The sequence below is a fragment of the Paracoccus aestuarii genome (assembly GCF_028553885.1).
Lineage (GTDB): Bacteria > Pseudomonadota > Alphaproteobacteria > Rhodobacterales > Rhodobacteraceae > Paracoccus > Paracoccus aestuarii.
On the sequence record NZ_CP067169.1, the window covers coordinates 2,471,152 to 2,487,277 of the forward strand.

Annotated in this window: 17 protein-coding genes; 6 read left to right on the top strand and 11 right to left on the bottom strand. The window is 70.0% G+C overall.

Annotation, left to right across the window (positions count from 1 at the left end):
* Nucleotides 1–5 precede the first annotated feature (5 nt).
* Nucleotides 6–542 (top strand): NADPH-dependent FMN reductase, encoded by a 537-nt coding sequence (locus JHW48_RS12590; RefSeq protein ID WP_119886441.1) that lies wholly within the window; start codon nt 6–8, stop codon nt 540–542.
* Between the two features lie 78 nt (nt 543–620).
* On the opposite strand, the gene JHW48_RS12595 is transcribed toward JHW48_RS12590, so the two are convergent.
* On the bottom strand, nt 621–1,664 hold the full coding sequence (locus JHW48_RS12595) for an NAD(P)-dependent alcohol dehydrogenase (RefSeq protein WP_119886457.1): 1,044 nt from the start codon (nt 1,662–1,664) through the stop codon (nt 621–623).
* Between the two features lie 183 nt (nt 1,665–1,847).
* On the opposite strand from JHW48_RS12595, the gene JHW48_RS12600 reads away from it, so the two are divergent.
* Genes JHW48_RS12600 through JHW48_RS12610 form a run of 3 tightly spaced genes read left to right on the top strand, consistent with a single transcriptional unit; the run spans nt 1,848 to nt 4,413 of the window.
* Nucleotides 1,848–2,660 carry an ABC transporter substrate-binding protein gene (locus JHW48_RS12600; protein WP_119886442.1) on the top strand — a complete coding sequence of 271 codons (813 nt, stop codon included), beginning with the start codon at nt 1,848–1,850 and terminating at the stop codon, nt 2,658–2,660.
* Nucleotides 2,657–3,640, top strand: coding sequence for a FecCD family ABC transporter permease (locus JHW48_RS12605; protein WP_119886443.1), 984 nt, complete (start codon nt 2,657–2,659; stop codon nt 3,638–3,640). Before JHW48_RS12600 ends, JHW48_RS12605 begins: the two co-directional genes overlap by 4 nt.
* Entirely contained in the window at nt 3,637–4,413 is a 777-nt protein-coding gene (locus JHW48_RS12610; RefSeq protein ID WP_119886444.1) for an ABC transporter ATP-binding protein, read from the top strand. Before JHW48_RS12605 ends, JHW48_RS12610 begins: the two co-directional genes overlap by 4 nt.
* On the opposite strand, the gene JHW48_RS12615 is transcribed toward JHW48_RS12610, so the two are convergent.
* From JHW48_RS12615 to coxB, 10 genes are all read right to left on the bottom strand, one after another.
* Nucleotides 4,376–5,782 (bottom strand): FAD-binding oxidoreductase, encoded by a 1,407-nt coding sequence (locus JHW48_RS12615; protein WP_119886445.1) that lies wholly within the window; start codon nt 5,780–5,782, stop codon nt 4,376–4,378. The two genes, JHW48_RS12610 and JHW48_RS12615, sit on opposite strands and share 38 nt — an antisense overlap.
* Nucleotides 5,782–6,363, bottom strand: a complete 582-nt coding sequence (locus JHW48_RS12620; protein WP_119886458.1) for a GNAT family N-acetyltransferase — start codon at nt 6,361–6,363, stop codon at nt 5,782–5,784. The genes JHW48_RS12615 and JHW48_RS12620 overlap by 1 nt, the downstream gene beginning before the upstream one ends.
* On the bottom strand, nt 6,363–7,628 hold the full coding sequence (locus JHW48_RS12625; protein ID WP_119886459.1) for a M16 family metallopeptidase: 1,266 nt from the start codon (nt 7,626–7,628) through the stop codon (nt 6,363–6,365). Before JHW48_RS12625 ends, JHW48_RS12620 begins: the two co-directional genes overlap by 1 nt.
* A gap of 5 nt (nt 7,629–7,633) precedes the next feature.
* Nucleotides 7,634–9,010 (bottom strand): threonine synthase, encoded by a 1,377-nt coding sequence (thrC, locus tag JHW48_RS12630; RefSeq protein WP_119886446.1) that lies wholly within the window; start codon nt 9,008–9,010, stop codon nt 7,634–7,636.
* A 10-nt stretch (nt 9,011–9,020) separates the two neighbouring features.
* The gene (locus JHW48_RS12635; RefSeq protein ID WP_119886447.1) at nt 9,021–9,692 is read right to left on the bottom strand and encodes an SURF1 family protein; all 672 of its coding nucleotides are present in this window, start codon (nt 9,690–9,692) and stop codon (nt 9,021–9,023) included.
* Nucleotides 9,693–9,770: 78 nt separating this feature from the next.
* Nucleotides 9,771–10,598 carry a cytochrome c oxidase subunit 3 gene (locus JHW48_RS12640; RefSeq protein WP_119886448.1) on the bottom strand — a complete coding sequence of 276 codons (828 nt, stop codon included), beginning with the start codon at nt 10,596–10,598 and terminating at the stop codon, nt 9,771–9,773.
* Nucleotides 10,599–10,630: 32 nt separating this feature from the next.
* Nucleotides 10,631–11,206, bottom strand: coding sequence for a cytochrome c oxidase assembly protein (locus JHW48_RS12645; RefSeq protein ID WP_119886449.1), 576 nt, complete (start codon nt 11,204–11,206; stop codon nt 10,631–10,633).
* Entirely contained in the window at nt 11,206–11,421 is a 216-nt protein-coding gene (locus JHW48_RS12650; protein ID WP_119886450.1) for a hypothetical protein, read from the bottom strand. Before JHW48_RS12650 ends, JHW48_RS12645 begins: the two co-directional genes overlap by 1 nt.
* Entirely contained in the window at nt 11,421–12,338 is a 918-nt protein-coding gene (gene cyoE / locus JHW48_RS12655; protein WP_119886451.1) for a heme o synthase, read from the bottom strand. Before cyoE ends, JHW48_RS12650 begins: the two co-directional genes overlap by 1 nt.
* A 64-nt stretch (nt 12,339–12,402) precedes the next feature.
* The gene (coxB, locus tag JHW48_RS12660; RefSeq protein ID WP_240637861.1) at nt 12,403–13,293 is read right to left on the bottom strand and encodes a cytochrome c oxidase subunit II; all 891 of its coding nucleotides are present in this window, start codon (nt 13,291–13,293) and stop codon (nt 12,403–12,405) included.
* Nucleotides 13,294–13,508: 215 nt separating this feature from the next.
* Here coxB and tldD point away from each other — a divergent pair, with 215 nt between their 5' ends.
* Nucleotides 13,509–14,936 (top strand): metalloprotease TldD, encoded by a 1,428-nt coding sequence (tldD, locus tag JHW48_RS12665; RefSeq protein ID WP_119886453.1) that lies wholly within the window; start codon nt 13,509–13,511, stop codon nt 14,934–14,936.
* 61 nt (nt 14,937–14,997) lie between these two features.
* Nucleotides 14,998–16,107, top strand: coding sequence for a DNA-processing protein DprA (dprA, locus tag JHW48_RS12670; RefSeq protein WP_272835612.1), 1,110 nt, complete (start codon nt 14,998–15,000; stop codon nt 16,105–16,107).
* Nucleotides 16,108–16,126: the final 19 nt, after the last annotated feature.

Genomic DNA, 16,126 nt, shown 5'->3' on the forward strand with positions numbered 1-16,126 from the left:
TTCCCATGTCCAAGCCACGCATCGCCGTCATCATCGGTTCGACCCGCGAGACCCGCTTCGCCGACAAGCCCACCGACTGGTTCATGGACAAGGTCCGCGATCACGTCGAGCTGGAATTCGAGAAACTGGACCTGCGCGACCAGGACCTGCCCTTCTTCGACGAGAAGGCGTCGAACCTCTGGGTGCCCTCCGAGGATCCGCGCGCCGTCGCATGGCAGGAAAAGCTGGCCGGGTTCGACGGCTTCGTCTTCGTGGTGGCGGAATACAACCGCTCGGTCACGGGGGCGCTGAAGAACGCGCTGGACCAGGCCTACAAGGAATGGAACCGCAAGCCGATGACCGCGCTGGCCTATGGCAGCGTCGGCGGCGCCCGCGCGCTGGAACAGCTGCGCCTGATCGCGATCGAGCTGCAGATGGTCCCCTGCCGCAACGCAGTCCATATCGGCGGCGGCGATTTCTTCAAGGTCTCGCCCCTGGGCCAGGACGCCCCGATCAGCGAGATCGAGGACAACCTGAAGAACGCCCTGGACGGCACGCTGTAGGAGCTGGCCTTCTATGCCAAAACCCTGAAGGCCGCGCGCTGAGCCAGACCGCGCCCCCCTGCCCGGGGGGCGCGCCCCTCATGCCCCGGGCATGCGGATCTGCAGCTTGACGTCGGTCTCGCGCCCCTCGGCCGCGCGGTCGAAGGCGGCGACCGCATCCTCGAAATCCACCGTGTCCGAGATCAGCGGCTTCAGGTCGATCCGCCCCGCCGCGATCAGCGCGATCGCCCGGTCATAGACATTGGCATAGCGGAACACCGTCTCGACCCGCAATTCGCGGGCCTGCAGGCCCACGATGTCCATGGGCACCGGATCGACGGGCATGCCGACCAGCACCACCGCGCCGCCCGGACGCGCCAGCGCCGGCAGGCCCAGCACCGCGGGCGCCGCGCCCGAACATTCGAAGACCACATCCGCCCCCCAGCCATCGGTCGCCTGCGCGATGGCGCGTCCCGCGGGCATGTCGCGGATGTTCACCGTCTCGATCCCCGGATAGGCGCCGATGATGTCCAGCTTGGGTTGCGCCAGATCCGCCACCAGCACCTTGGCGCAGCCCCCCGCCAGCGCGGCCAGCGCGGTCATCATCCCGATCGGCCCCGCCCCCAGCACCATGGCGATGTCGCCCGGCTGGATCCGGGCGCGCAGCGCGGCCTGCATGCCGATCGCGAAGGGTTCGACCATCGCCCCTTCGGCAAAGGACACCGCATCGGGCAGGCGATAGGTGAAGGCCGCCGGATGGACCACATGCGACGTCAGGCAGCCATGCACCGGCGGCGTGGCCCAGAACCGCACCGCCGGATCGACGTTGTAGATCCCCATCTTGGACGCGCGCGAGGACGGATCGGGGATGCCCGGCTCCATGCAGACGCGGTCGCCGGGCTTCAGATGGGTGACCTCGGCCCCCACTTCGGTCACCGTGCCCGAGGCCTCGTGGCCCAGGATCATCGGCGCCTCGACCACGAAGGGGCCGATCCGGCCATGGGTGTAGTAATGCACGTCCGACCCGCAGATCCCGACCGTGTGGACGGCGATGCGCACATCGCCCGGCCCCATCGGCTGATCCAGCGCGATCTCGCGCAGCGACAGCTGACCCTTGCGTTCCAGCACCAGCGATCTTGGCATCGGCATTCCCCCCTTGTGCGGTCCCGAGTTCCGGGCGCATCCAACGCCAACGGGGCACGGGTGTAAATCCCCCCGGCGCTTGACACCCGGCCCGCCCACGGGGATGAAGTCCCCGCCGCGATGAAGGCGCGGGACCCATACTGTCGCCGCAGGCGCTGCCTGCCACCGCAAAAGGCCCGATCCATGAGGCTGGCCCTGACCCTTGCTCTGATCGCAGCCCCGGCACTGGCCGAGGGGCCCGCGCGTGTCGTGTCGATCAACCTGTGCACCGATCAGCTGGCCATGCTGGTGGCGGGGCCGGGGCAGCTGGTCTCGGTCAGCCATCTGTCGCGCGATCCGCGCGTGTCGGCCATGACCGGCGAGGCGGCCGCCCTGCCCGTCAATCACGGCCTGGCCGAGGACATCCTGCGCCTGCGGCCCGACCTGGTCCTGGCCAGCGCCTACAGCGCGCCCGCCACGCTGGACATGCTGCGCCGGCTGGACCTGCCCGTGCAGGTCTTCGACCCCGAGGAGGACCTGCAGGACATCCGTGCCAACCTGGACCGCATGGGCCGCCTGCTGGGCCGCCGGGACCGCGCCCGTGCCGTGATCGCGCGGTTCGATGCGGACCTGGCGGCGCTGGCCGAGATGCCAGGCCCGGGCGGGCGCGCGGCGCTTTACGGGGCGAACGGCTACAGTTCGGGCGATCAGGGGCTGGCGGGGGTGATCCTGTCCCTGGCCGGGCTGGAGAGCATCGCCTCCGAGCTGGGCCTGCCCCATGGCGGCTTCCTGCCGCTGGAGGATCTGGTCCTGGCCGATCCCGACCTGGTGGTGGGCGCGGCCCGCTATCCCGGCGCCTCGCGCGCCGAGGAGGTTCTGGACCACCCCGCCCTGCGCGCCGTCACCGCGGGCCGCGCGGCGATATCGGGGGGCGATTGGGTCTGCGGCACGCCCCATGTGCTGCGCGCCGCCGCCCGCCTGCGCGAGGATGCCCGGCTGCGCGAGGATGCCTCGTGACGCGGCTGAATGCCGGGCTGGCGCTGGTGGTGGCGGCGCTGTTTCTGGGATCGCTGCTGGTGGGCACGACCTGGCTGGCGCCGGGGGCGGGGCTGGCGGCGCTGGCCGGGCGGGGCGATCCGCTGATGGTCCTGGTCATGCAGGAACTGCGCCTGCCCCGCGCGATCCTGGGGGCGGCGGTGGGGGCCGCACTGGGCCTGGCGGGGGCGGCCATGCAGGGATTCCTGCGCAACCCCCTGGCCGAGCCCGGGCTGATCGGCACATCGGGCACCGCCGCCTTGGGCGCGGTGCTGGCCATCCAGACCGGGCTGGCGGCGGCCTTTCCCCTGGGCCTGCCCTTGGCGGCGCTGACCGGGGCGGGGCTGTCGGTGGCGCTGGTCCTGGCCTTGGCCGGGCCGCGCGGCGGGGCCTTGGCGCTGATCCTGGCGGGGATCGCCATATCGGCCTTGGCGGGGGCTGCGACCTCGCTGGTCCTGAACCTGTCCCCCAACCCCTTCGCCGCGAACGAGATCGTCTTCTGGATGATGGGGTCGCTGGCCGACCGGTCCATGCTGCATGTGCGCATCGGCCTGCCGGTGATGGTGCTGGGCGCGGTGATCCTGTGGCCCGCGGGCCGCGCCCTGCGTGCCCTGTCCCTGGGCGAGGATACCGCCGCCAGCATGGGCGTCGGCCTGTCGCGCCTGCGGCTGCGGCTGGCCTTGGGCACTGCGGCGCTGGTGGGGGGCGCCACGGCGGTGGCGGGGACGATCGGCTTCGTGGGCCTGGTGGTGCCGCATCTGCTGCGCCGGGCGGTGGGCGGCGATCCGGCGCGGCTGATGGCGGCCTCGGCGCTTGGCGGGGCGGCGATGGTGCTGGCCGCCGATATCGCGGTGCGGGTGATCCTGCCCGGGCGCGACCTGAAGCTGGGGGTGCTGACCGCGCTGATCGGCGCGCCCTTCTTCCTGCACCTGATCCTGCGGATGCGGAGGCTGGCCGCATGACCCTGCTGAGCCTGTCATCGCTGGATGTCGCGCGCGGATCCTGCCGGGTGCTGGAGGGGATCGACCTGGCCGTCCGCGCGGGGGAATTCGTGGGCCTGCTGGGCCCGAACGGCGCGGGCAAGACGACGCTGCTGCGCGCGGCCCTGGGCCTGCTGCCGTCGCGGGGGGGATCGTCGCTGGCGCGGATGACGCCGGCCGATCGGGCGCGGGCGGCGGCCTTTCTGCCGCAGGCGCGCGAGATCGCCTGGCCCATGCCCGTATCCGCCGTGGTGGCCTTGGGCCGCATCGCCCATCCCGGCATGGCCGCGCCCCGGGACCGCGAGGCCGTGGACCGCGCCATCGCCGCCCTGGACCTGGAGCCCCTGCGCGACCGGGACGCCACCACCCTGTCGGGGGGCGAACAGGCGCGCGTTCTGATCGCCCGCGCCTTGGCGCAGGACACGCCCCTGCTGGTCGCGGACGAACCCGTGGCGGGGCTGGACCCGGCGGCGGGCATCCGGGTGATGCAGCTTTTCGCAGAACTGGCCGCGCAGGGGCGCGGGGTCGTGGCCTCGCTGCATGATCTGGGGCTGGCGGCGCGGCACTGCACGCGGCTGGTGGTGCTGGACCGGGGCCGGATCGCGGCGGACGGCCCGCCGATGCAGGTCCTGACGCCCGGCCTGCTGGCGCGGGTCTTCGGGATCACCGCGCATCTGTCGCAGGGCCCCGACGGCCCGGTCTTTCAGCCGCTGTCGCTCAGCCCGCAGGCGGCAGAACCGCACCGGGATTCATGATCCCCAAGGGGTCCAGCGCCCCCTTGATCGCCCGCATCGCGGCCAGCCGGGCCGGATCGCCCCATCGCGCCAGGTCCGCGGCCTTCAGCCGGCCCACCCCATGTTCGGCCGAGAACGAGCCGCCCCGCGCCACGACCATCTCGTGGATGGCGCGGGACAGGTCGCGGCGGATGCCCTCGTAATCGTTGCGGGTCCGGCCGGGCGCGGGGAACAGGTTGTAATGCAGGTTGCCATCGCCCAGATGGCCGAAGCAGTTGATCCGCATGTCCCCCTGCCCCGCCAGCCAGGCCCCCGCATCGGCGATGAAGCGGGCGACCTCGGACAGGGGCAGGCTGATGTCATGGCTGGCGATGGCGCCGACATGGCGGTTGGCCAGCGGGATATGCTCGCGCAGCGCCCACAGCTCCGCCCCCTGCTGGCCCGATTGCGCGATGACGCCGTCCCGGACCAGACCGGCCCCCGCACCCGCGGTGAACAGCCCCTCCAGCGCGGCATCGGCGGACAGGCCCGCGGGCAGGCCGACCTCGACCAGGACCAGCCAGTCGGGGCGCGTGGCAAACGGCTGGCGCATGGCGGGAAAGGCCGCGTCCAGGAAATGCAGGCTCTGACCCGAGATCAGCTCGAAGGCGGTGACGCCGCCCGCCATGCGCGCCTGCGCCATGGCCAGCAGCGACAGGGCCGCGGCGGGGCTGTCCACGACCAGCATCGCCACGCCGGTTTCAGCCGGGCGCGGGGCCAGAACCAGCGATGCGGCGGTGATGATGCCCAAGGTCCCCTCGGCCCCGATCAGCAGGTCGCGCAGATCATATCCGGTATTGTCCTTCCGCAGGCGTTTCAGGTCATGCATCACCGACCCGTCGGGCAGCACCGCCTCGACCCCCAGGCACAGCGCGCGGGCATTGCCGTGACGCAGCACGTTCACGCCGCCGGCATTGGTCGACAGCACCCCGCCGATCTGGGCCGTCCCCTGCGAGGCGAGCGACAGCGGGAACTGCCGGTCCAGCGCCGCGGCGGCATCGCGCGCGGCCTGCAGGGTGACGCCCGCTTCGGCGATCATCACACCTTCCTCGGGGAAGGTCGCGCGGATGGCGCCCATGCGCTCCAGCGTCAGGACAAGGGGGGCGGGGCCGTCCGCCATGACCTGGCCGCCGACCAGCCCGGTGCCGCCGCCGCGCGGCACGACGGCCACCCGGGCCGCGGCGCAGGCGCGGATGATCGCGGCGCATTCTTCCGCATCGCGGGGCGCGGCGATCAGCCCGGCCCGCCCCTGCCAGCGGCCGCGCGGCTCCTCCAGATAGCGCGGATCGGGGTCGCGCAGCACGCCCTCGGGCAGGGAGGCGGCCAGGCGGTGATCGGCGGGGGACAGCATCAGCGCACCTCGGTCCGGCCGCGCCGGTCGCGGCGCAGATTGGCATAGAGCACATGGTTGCGCCACCGCCCGTCGATCTGCAGATAGCTCTGGGCCACGCCCTCGTATTTGAAGCCCGACCGCTCCAGCACCCCGCGCGAGGCGGCGTTTTCGGGCAGGCAGGCGGCCTCGATCCGGCTCAGGTCCAGCGTCGTGAAGGCGTGATGGACCAGCACCCCGATCGCCTCGCGCATGAAGCCCTGACGCGCATGGGGCTGGCCGATCCAATAACCGATCGTGCCCGATTGCGCGGGCCCGCGGCGGATGTTGTCCAGCGTGATCGCCCCCAGCAGCGTGTCGTCGCGATGGACCAGGAACAGCGGAAAGGCGGTGCCGGTCTTGGCCGAGCGCGCCGCCCAATAGACGCGGTTGGTAAAGCTTTTCCGCGACAGGTGGTCGGGCGACCAGACGGGTTCCCACGGCGTCAGGAAATCGCGGCTGGCATCGCGCAGCGCGCACCAGGCGTTGAAATCCGAATGCTGGGGCAGGCGCAGCACGATCCGTTCGGCATCCAGCCGGAAGGGACGGCGCCGCGTCAGGATCACGCAGCCAGCCTTTTGGACAGGGCCTGTAGCGTCGGCGCCCGATCCACCGGACCATAGAGCGCCAGCGCCGGACGCGCCCCGCCCAGCAGCGCCTCGGCATGGGTGCGGATATCGGCGGCGGAGACGGCGGCGATGCGTTCGGCGACCTCGGCCGGGTCCGGGACGCGGCCCCAGATCGCCAAACTCCGTGCCATGCGCTCGGCCTGGCCCGAGGGGCTTTCCAGCCCCATCAGCAGGCCCGCGCGCAGCTGCGCCTTGGCGCGGGCGATCTCGGCCTCGGACATGTCCTCAGCGGCACGCTTGATCTCGTCAATGGTCAGCCTGGCCAGATCGTCCAGATCATCCGCCCCGGTCCCGGCATAGATGGTCAGCATGCCCGTGTCGTCGTGAAAGCCCGATTGCGCGAAGATGGTGTAGCACAGCCCCCGCTCCTCGCGGATCTTCTGGAACAGGCGCGAGGACATGCCCCCGCCAAGCGCCGAGGAAAAGATCTGGGCGGCATAGAAATCGGGCGCCAGAAAGCCCGGACCCTCCAGCGCCATGGCGAAATGGGCCTGTTCCAAGGGCTTGACGCGGCGGGTCTCCAGGCCCTGCCAGCGGGCGGTCTCGCGCGCGCCTTGGGGCCGGGGTGCGATATGGCCCAGCACCTGTTCGGCCAGCCGCACGATGCGGTCGTGATCGACGGCACCGGCTGCGGCGACGACCATCTGGCCGGGCCCGTAATTTTCCGCCACAAAGCCCGACAGATCGGCGCGGCCAAAGCTGCTGACCCGTTCGGCGGGGCCCAGGATGGTGCGGCCCATCGGCTGGTCGGGATAGGCGGCCTCCTGCAGCCAGTCGAAGATGATGTCGTCGGGCGTGTCCAGCGCTTGGCCGATCTCCTGCAGGATGACGCCGCGCTCGACCTCGATCTCGCGGTCGTCGAAGACGGGGTTCAGCACGATGTCGCTGATCACGTCAAAGGCCAGATCGACGTGATCCTCCAGCACGCGGACGTAATAGGCCGTCGCGTCGCGCGAGGTATAGGCGTTGATATAGCCGCCCACATCCTCGATCGCCTCGGCGATCTGCAGCGCGCTGCGGGTGGCGGTGCCCTTGAAGGCCATATGCTCCAGGAAATGGGCGATGCCGTTCTGATCGGCGCGTTCGTTGCGCCCCCCCGCGCTGACCCAGATGCCCAAGGCCGCGGAATGCAGCCCCGGCATCTGGCGGGTCACGATGCGCAGCCCGTTGGGCAGCGTGGTCAGGCGGGGGGCGGTCATGTCGGTCAATTCGTTCTCCGGTCGAGGATCAGGGACTTAAGCGCCTCGACATCGTTTTCAACCCGGGTGACGCGTTCGGGCAGGTCGAACAGCTCGGCCATATGCGGCGGCAGGCCGGGGCGCAGGCCGGTCGCGCGTTCCACCGCATCGGGGAACTTGGCGGGATGGGCGGTGGCCAAGGTCACCATCGGCACGCCCGGTTCCAGATGCCGCTCGGCCACGGCGACGCCCACGGCGCTGTGCGGGCAGAGGACCTCGCCCGTGCGGGCGCGCATGTCGCGGATGGTCGCCAGCGTCTCCTCCTCCGAGACACGCCCGGAGGAGAATTCCTCGCGCAGCGTCTCCAGCGCGCCTTGGCTGATGGCGAAGCCGCCGGCCTTCAGCTCGTCCATCAGCTGGCGGATCGCGCCGGCATCGCCGCCATAAGCCAGATACAGCGCGCGTTCGAAATTCGAGCTGATCTGGATGTCCATGGACGGGCTGATCGAGGGTTCGACCTGGCCCATGCGGTATTCGCCGCTGGTCAGCGCGCGGTGCAGGATGTCGTTCTGGTTCGTGGCCACGATCAGGCGGCGGATCGGCAGGCCCATGCGCCGGGCGATGGACCCCGCGAAGATGTCGCCGAAATTGCCGGTGGGGACGCAGAAATCCGTGGGCCGCATGCCCAAGGACGCACAGGCGGTGAAGTAATAGACGATCTGCGCCACGACGCGGGCCCAGTTGATGCTGTTCACGCCGGCCAGCCCCACGCCGTCGCGGAAGGCATGGTCGTTGAACAGGTCCTTCAGCCGCGCCTGGCAATCGTCGAAATGCCCGGTCAGGGCCAGCGCATGGACATTGGCCGCGGGGGGCGTGGTCATCTGGCGGCGCTGCACCTCGCTGACGCGGCCATGCGGATACATGATGAAGACATCCACATTGTCGATGCCGCGGAAGGCCTCGATCGCCGCCGATCCGGTATCGCCCGAGGTCGCGCCCACGATGGTGATCCGCTGGCCCGACCGCGTCAGCGCGATCTGGAACAGCTGGGCGATCAGCTGCATCGCGAAATCCTTGAAGGCCAAGGTGGGGCCGTGGAACAGCTCCAGCAGGTGATGGCCGGGGGCCAGCTGGACCAAGGGCGCGCGGGCGTCATGGCTGATCCGCGCATAGGCGCGGTCGATGGCGCCGCGCAGTTCGCCATCGGTGAAGCTGTCGCCGGTGAAGGGCCGCACCACGCGGAAGGCGACCTCCTCATAGGGCAGGCCGTCCAGCGCGGCCAGGTCGTCCAGCGCCGGGATCGTCTCGGGCAGATAGAGGCCCCCGTCGCGCGCCAGCCCCGACAGCATGGCCTGTTCGAAGTTCAGAACCGGGGCCTGGCCCCGCGTCGAGACGTAACGCATCGGAATTCCTTCAATAGCTGCGCTGCCTGATACGCCAGATCAGCGCCAGTGTCATCACCGCCCAGGTCAGCGCGATCAGGAACCACTGCACCGCATAGCCCAGATGGTTGTTCGGGATGCCCTCGACCGTGACGCCCAAGGGACGGGCGCCCTGATTGTCGCCGCCGATGGCGCGGGCGACGACCAGCACCGGCTCGGTTTCCAGCTGCGCGGCCATGGCCTCGACGTCGCGGGCGAACCAGATGTTCTCGTCCATGTTCGGGGCGGGGGTCGAGGCGCTGGCATCCTCGGGCCAGTGCAGGTTGCCCACAACCTCCAGCCGCACGGGCGGACGCTCCAGTCGCCGCGCCTCCTGCGGGACGAAGCCGCGATCCAAGAGGATGGCGCGGCCGTCATCGGTGACGAAGCGCGACACGATCTGATAGCCCGCCCCCTGTTCGCGGGTATGGGACAGCACGTCGATCTCGGCCCCGGATGTGGTGCCGCTGACGGTCACGGGCAGGTATTTCATCGACCGGTCCACCGCATCCGGCAGGGGCACGGGGTCGCCCTCGATCCCGGCGCGGATCTCGGCCAGCAGGCCCTCCTTCCAGGCGGCACGCTCCAACTGCCACAGGCCCAGCTGGACCAGCGCGACGCAGCCGAGGATGCCCAGGATCACGGGAAAGAGATAGCGGCGCATGGAAAGCCTTCGGGTCGGGGTCAATGAAAAACGCGCGGAGGGTCCCCTCCGCGCGTTTCCGGTCAGTCAGGGCGGGGGTCAGCTGCCCCAGACATAGATGACGGCAAAGAGGATCAGCCAGATCACGTCGACGAAGTGCCAGTACCAGGCGGCGGCCTCGAAGCCCAGATGCTGATCCTTGGTCATCTGGCCGCGCATGAAGCGCAGCAGGCAGACGGCCAGGAAGATCGTGCCGATGATCACGTGCAGGCCGTGAAAGCCCGTCGCGATGTAGAAGGCCGAGGCATAGGCCGTGTCGGCCAGACCGAAGGCCGCGTGGCTGTATTCATAGGCCTGCAGGCCGGTGAAGATCACGCCCAGGGCCACCGCGATGGCCAGGCCGTTGATCGCCACCTTGCGGTCGCCCTCATGCGCCCAGGCATGGTGCGCCCAGGTCACGGCCACGCCCGACAGCAGCAGGACCAGCGTGTTGATGAAGGGCAGGTGCCAGGGGTCGAAGGTCTCGATCCCCGCCGGGGGCCAGACGCCGTCCTCGATCGGGCTGTTCTCGCCCATCGGATACATCGCGTTCTTGATGAAGTTCCAGAACAGCGACACGAACAGCATCATCTCGGACATGACGAACAGGATGAAGCCGTATTGCAGGCCAAGGCGCACCACCGGGGTGTGGTCGCCCTGCTCGGCCTCGCGCACCATGTCGGCCCACCAGGCGAAGGAGACATAGCACACGGCCACCAGGCCGATCGCGAACATCCAGGGGCCGGTGATCGGCACGCCCATGATCGTGACTTCGCCGGTCAGCCAGGCAACGCCGCCGAACAGCATGACGAAGACGCCGACCGAGGTCAGGAAGGGCCAGATCGAGGCCGGCAGGATATGATAGTCGTGGTTCTTTGCGTGCGCCATGGCGGTCCCCCGTCGGCTCCCTCGTATTCGTCTTAGTTGATGGTGTCCGCCGGGGCCGTGTCAAGCGCAGCCCGACGCGGTTCGGTCCGGTGGAAGGTATAGGACAAGGTGATGTCGCGCACATGCGAGGAATCGCGGTCGCGCACCAGGTCGGGATCGACATAGAAGCTGACCGGCATCTCGATGCTTTCGCCCGGCTGCAGCGTCTGCTCGGTGAAGCAGAAGCATTCGACCTTGATGAAATAATAGCCCGACACCTCCGGGGCGACGTTATAGCTGGCCGTGCCGGTCAAGGGCTCGTCCGAGGTGTTAACCGCCTCGTAGAAGGCCAAGCCGCTTTCGCCGATCTTCAGGTCCATGCGGGTCTGCATCGGGCGGAAGGTCCAGCCCAGGTTGCTGTCCACATTGGCGTCGAAGCGCACGCGGACGACCTCGTCCAGAACCTCGTCCGAGGTGGTCTGGGACACCTGGGTCGTGCCGCCGAAGCCGGTGACGCGGCAGAACCAGTCATAGAAGGGCACCGCCGCCCAGGACAGCGCGCCCATGGTGACGACGACGCCGACCAGCATGGCGACCGTGCGGCCCTCGGGGCTGAGACGACGCGGCATCAGCGGACCTCCGTCGCGGCGGGTGCCGCGGGTTCCTCAGCGGGCAGCAGCGAGACGCGCGGCTGGTGGTCGAAGGCCTCCAGCATGGAGCCCTGCTGGACCTTGACCACGGTCAGGGCGAAGACCAGGCCGACAAAGCCGATCAGCACCACGCCCAGGCCCACATTGCGCGATTTGCGGCGCCCGTGGATTTCATGTTCGGTTCTCAGGGCCATCACCAGCCTCCCATCCAGCTTTGCACCAGCAGTGCCAGGAAATGCAGGAACAGATAATAGAGCGACAGCTTGAAGACGCGCTTCTCGACCAGATAGCCGTCGGCGACCGCCGCCTCCTCGGTCCGGCGCAGCACCTGCCAGCCGCCGCGGATGAAGGCCAGGTTCAGCACCACCGCCACCGCCATGTAGAGCGGCCCGCCGACCGAGGTCAGCCCCAGCCACAGCGCGAAGGGCGCCAGGACCAGCGTATAGGCGAAGATGTGGCGCCGCGCGACGGGGCGGCCATGGGTGACCGTCAGCATCGGCACGCCGGCCTTGTGGTAATCCTCCTTCATGAACAGCGCCAGCGCCCAGAAATGGGGCGGCGTCCAGAAGAAGATCAGCGCGAACATCAGCACCGATTCGATGCTGATCCCGCCCGTGGCGCAGGCCCATCCGATCATCGGGGGAAAGGCGCCCGCGGCGCCGCCGATGACGATGTTCTGCGGCGTCCAGCGCTTCAGCCAGACGGTATAGACCACGGCATAGAAGAAGATCGTGAAGGCCAGAAACAGCGCCGCGAACCAGTTCGCGACCAGCCCCAGCATCATGACCGAGATGACGCCCAGCACGATGCCCAGGCCCAGGGCCTCGCCCCCGTCCACGCGGCCCGAGGGAATGGGCCGGGACTGGGTGCGGTTCATCACCGCGTCGATGTCGCGGTCATACCACATGTTCAGAGCGCCCGAGGCGCCGCCGCCCAGGGCGATGAACAGCACCGAACAGAAGGCGATGAAGGGATGCACGTCGATCGGCGCGACGATCAGCCCGACGAAGGCGGTGAACACCACCAGCGACATGACGCGCGGCTTCAGCAGGGCGACATAGTCGCCGAACTGGGCCTCGGGGGCGGAGTCATATGCGTTGATATCGGTCATCGCGCCTATTTCTGTCTGGCTGGCCGGGCCCCGCAGGGCCCCGCCGGTTGCATGTCAGCCGGTCTTACTCGGCGCGGGCCAAGGTGACCTCGGCATCGGCGTCCAGGCCGGCGGTGGCGGCGGGCTCGTCGCCCAGGGTGCCGCCCTGTTCGGCGACCCAGGCCGCATAGACGTCGGGCTGCACGGCCTTGACCACGATGGGCATATAGGCGTGGTTGATCCCGCACAGCTCGCTGCACTGGCCGAAATAGGTGCCCTCGGTCTCGACGTTGAACCAGGCCTGGGCGATGCGGCCCGGAACGGCGTCCTGCTTCACGGCGAAGGCGGGGATGGTCCAGGAATGGATCACGTCGCTGGCGGTCACCTGCAGCAGGACCGTCTGGCCCACGGGAACAACCACGGCGGTGTCGGTCGCCAGCAGGTATTCATCGGGGGCATAGCCGAAATCGGCCAGCTCGTCCTCGGCCAGCATCAGCGAATCGAAGGCGATGCCGTTATCGGGATATTCATAGGACCAGTACCACTGGTGGCCGGTCGCCTTGATGACGATGTCGGGGTTTTCGGGCATCTCCTGGCTGCGGAACAGGATGGGCAGCGAGAAGGCACCGATCGCCACCAGGATCAGCACGGGGACCAGGGTCCAGGCGATCTCCAGCGGGGTGTTGTGGGTGAACTTGGCGGGAACCGGGTTCGCACGGCTGTTGAAGCGGAAGATCACGATCAGCAGCAGCACGCAGACCAGGACCGTCACGGCGGTGATGATGATCAGCACGAAATAATCCAGCCATTGCTGGTCGCGTGCCAGTTCGGTCGCGGCCGGGTGGAACCCCGTGCCCCGCGCCACCGGTTTGCCGATCGAGGGCAGGTCCCCCAGCACGCCCTGCGCCGCCGCAGCCCCGGCCAGCATGCTCGCGGTCGCGAACCCGGTCGCTGCCGCGAATGCACGGCCAATCATCGCTTTTGCCATCATTCCATCCCGTTGCATTGGCCCGGCCTCAATGGCCGCAGGGGCGGCCGGGAGGCTGCCCCTTTTCCTTTCACAGTGTCCGTTCTATGACCATATCTGGCCCGTCCGGGCAAGTCATACCTACAGCATTTCCCGCCGGAAAGGGAACGCGACCCCCTGCCGCGCCCGGCAAAAGGTCCACAAGCCCCCTCCAGGAGACCCGCATGAGCCGTCCGCAATTCGACCCGTTCTCGACCGATCTCGACCGTGACCGCGCGCTGCGCGTCCTGCGCGGGGCCGTGGCGGGGGCCGATGACGGCGAACTGTTCCTGGAACGCAGCCAGACGGAATCGCTGGTCTTCGACGACGGGCGGCTGCGCCATTCGGGATTCACCGCCGGGCGGGGCTTCGGCCTGCGCGCCGTGCGCGGCGAGGTCACCGGATACGCCCATTCGACCGAGATTTCCGAACCCGCCCTGACCCGCGCGGCCGAGACGGCGCGCCTGGCCGTGGGCGCGGGCGGGGGCCGCATGGCCCTGCCCCCGGCGATGGCGCCGGTCGCGCTCTATCCCGCGATCGACCCGGCGGGGGACGTGCCCGTCGCCCGGCGCATCGCCCTGCTGCGCGAGATCGACGCCTTCGCCCGCGCCCTGGACCCGCGGGTGGTGCAGGTCACCGTCTCGATGGCCACCAGCCTGCAAGAGGTCGCCATCCTGCGCCCCGAGGGCGGCATGGCCACCGACATCCGCCCCATGGCGCGGCTGAATGTCGCAGTGATCTGCGAGAACAACGACCGCCGCGAAAGCGGCAGCGCGGGCGGCGGCGGCCGGCGCGGCCTGTCCCCCCTGATGCAGGACGACCACTGGCAGGGCCTTGTCCACGAGGCGCTGCGCATCGCGCTGGTCAATCTGCGATCCGTCCCCGCGCCTGCCGGGGTGATGGATGTGGTGCTGGGCCCGGGCTGGCCCGGCATCCTGCTGCACGAGGCCGTGGGCCACGGGCTAGAGGGGGATTTCAACCGCAAGAAGGCATCGGCCTTCGCCGGCCTGATGGGCCAACGCGTCGCCGCCCCCGGCGTCACCGTGGTCGATGACGGCACCATCGAGGGCCGCCGCGGCAGCATCAACATCGACGACGAGGGCACGCCCCCCGCCCGCAACGTACTGATCGATGACGGCATCCTGGTGGGCTATATGCAGGACCGCCAGAACGCGCGCCTGATGGGCGTGGAGCCCACCGGCAACGGGCGGCGCGAAAGCTTTGCCCATGTGCCGATGCCGCGCATGACCAACACCTACATGCCCGGCGGCGACGCGGACCCGGCGGCGATCCTGGCCGACCTGAAGGACGGCATCTATGCGGTGGGCTTCGGCGGCGGCCAGGTGGACATCACCAACGGCAAGTTCGTCTTCAGCTGCACCGAGGCCTATCGCGTCAGGAACGGCGTCGTCGGCGATCCGATTCGCGGCGCCACGCTGATCGGCGACGGGGCGACCGCGCTGCAGCAGGTGCGCGCCGTGGGCGATGACATGGCCCTGGACCCCGGCATCGGCAATTGCGGCAAGCAGGGCCAATGGGTGCCCGTGGGCGTGGGTCAGCCGACGCTGATGATCGGCGGGCTGACGGTGGGCGGATCGGCCTCGGGCGGCTGACGGTAACCGAATATTAACCATCCGGGCGCTATGCCGGTCTCTCCACCGCCGGGAGAGACCGATGCCCCCCCTGATCCCCGATGACGACATCGCCGTGCTGCAGCTGATTCGGTCGCGCCGGGTCGGTCCGGCCAGCTATCACCGGCTGGTGGCCGAACACGGATCCGCCCGCGCCGCCCTGGACGCCCTGCCCGAGATCGCGGCCCAGGCCGGGATCGCCGGCTATCGCCCCTGCCCCGAAGGCGTCGTGCATGCGGAACTGGCCGCGGGGCTGCGCGCGGGCGCGCGGCTGATCCGGCATGACGGCCCCGAATACCCCGCCCTGCTGCGCCAGATCGACGGCGCGCCGCCGGTCCTGTGGCTGCGGGGCGACCCGGCCTGGCTGTCGCGCCAGATCGTTGCGGTGATCGGGGCGCGCAACGCCTCGTCCCTGGGGCTGCGGATGGCGCGCGGCATGGCCCGCGGCCTGGGCGAGGCCGGGATGACCGTCGTCGCGGGCCTGGCGCGCGGCGTAGACACCGCGGCGCATGAGGCGGCGCTGGCCACCGGCACCATCGCCGTCATGGCGGGCGGCATCGACGTGATCTATCCGCCCGAAAACAGCGGCCTAGCCGCGCGAATCGCCGAAGCCGGGGCCTTGGTCTCGGAACAGCCGCCGGGGGCGGAACCGGCGGCGCGCAACTTTCCGGCCCGCAACCGGATCGTCTCGGGTCTGTCGCGGGCGGTCGTGGTGATCGAGGCCGCGCAGCGGTCCGGCACGCTGATCACCGCGCGCAACGCGCTGGACCAGCATCGCGACGTGATGGCGGTGCCGGGCCATCCGATGGATGCCCGCGCCTCGGGCTGCAACGCGCTGATCCGCGACGGGGCGACCTTGGTGCGCAGCGCCGCGGATGTGATCGACGCGCTGTCGCCCCAGGATGCCATGGACCCGCCCGCGCCCCCGCGCCCGGCCCCGCCCCTGCGCCCGACCGCGCGGGCCGCGGCGCCCGAAGGCCCGATCCAGCTGGAGACGCGCATCCTGTCGCGCCTGTCGCCCTCGCCCACCGAGGAGGACGACCTGATCCGCGACCTGGGCATTCCCGCATCCGATGCCAGCGCCGCGATCATGGCGCTGGAGCTGGAGGGCCGCGTGACCCGCCTGGCCGGGGGGCGTCTGGCGCTGTCGTGACGGGCGACCCCCGTTGACA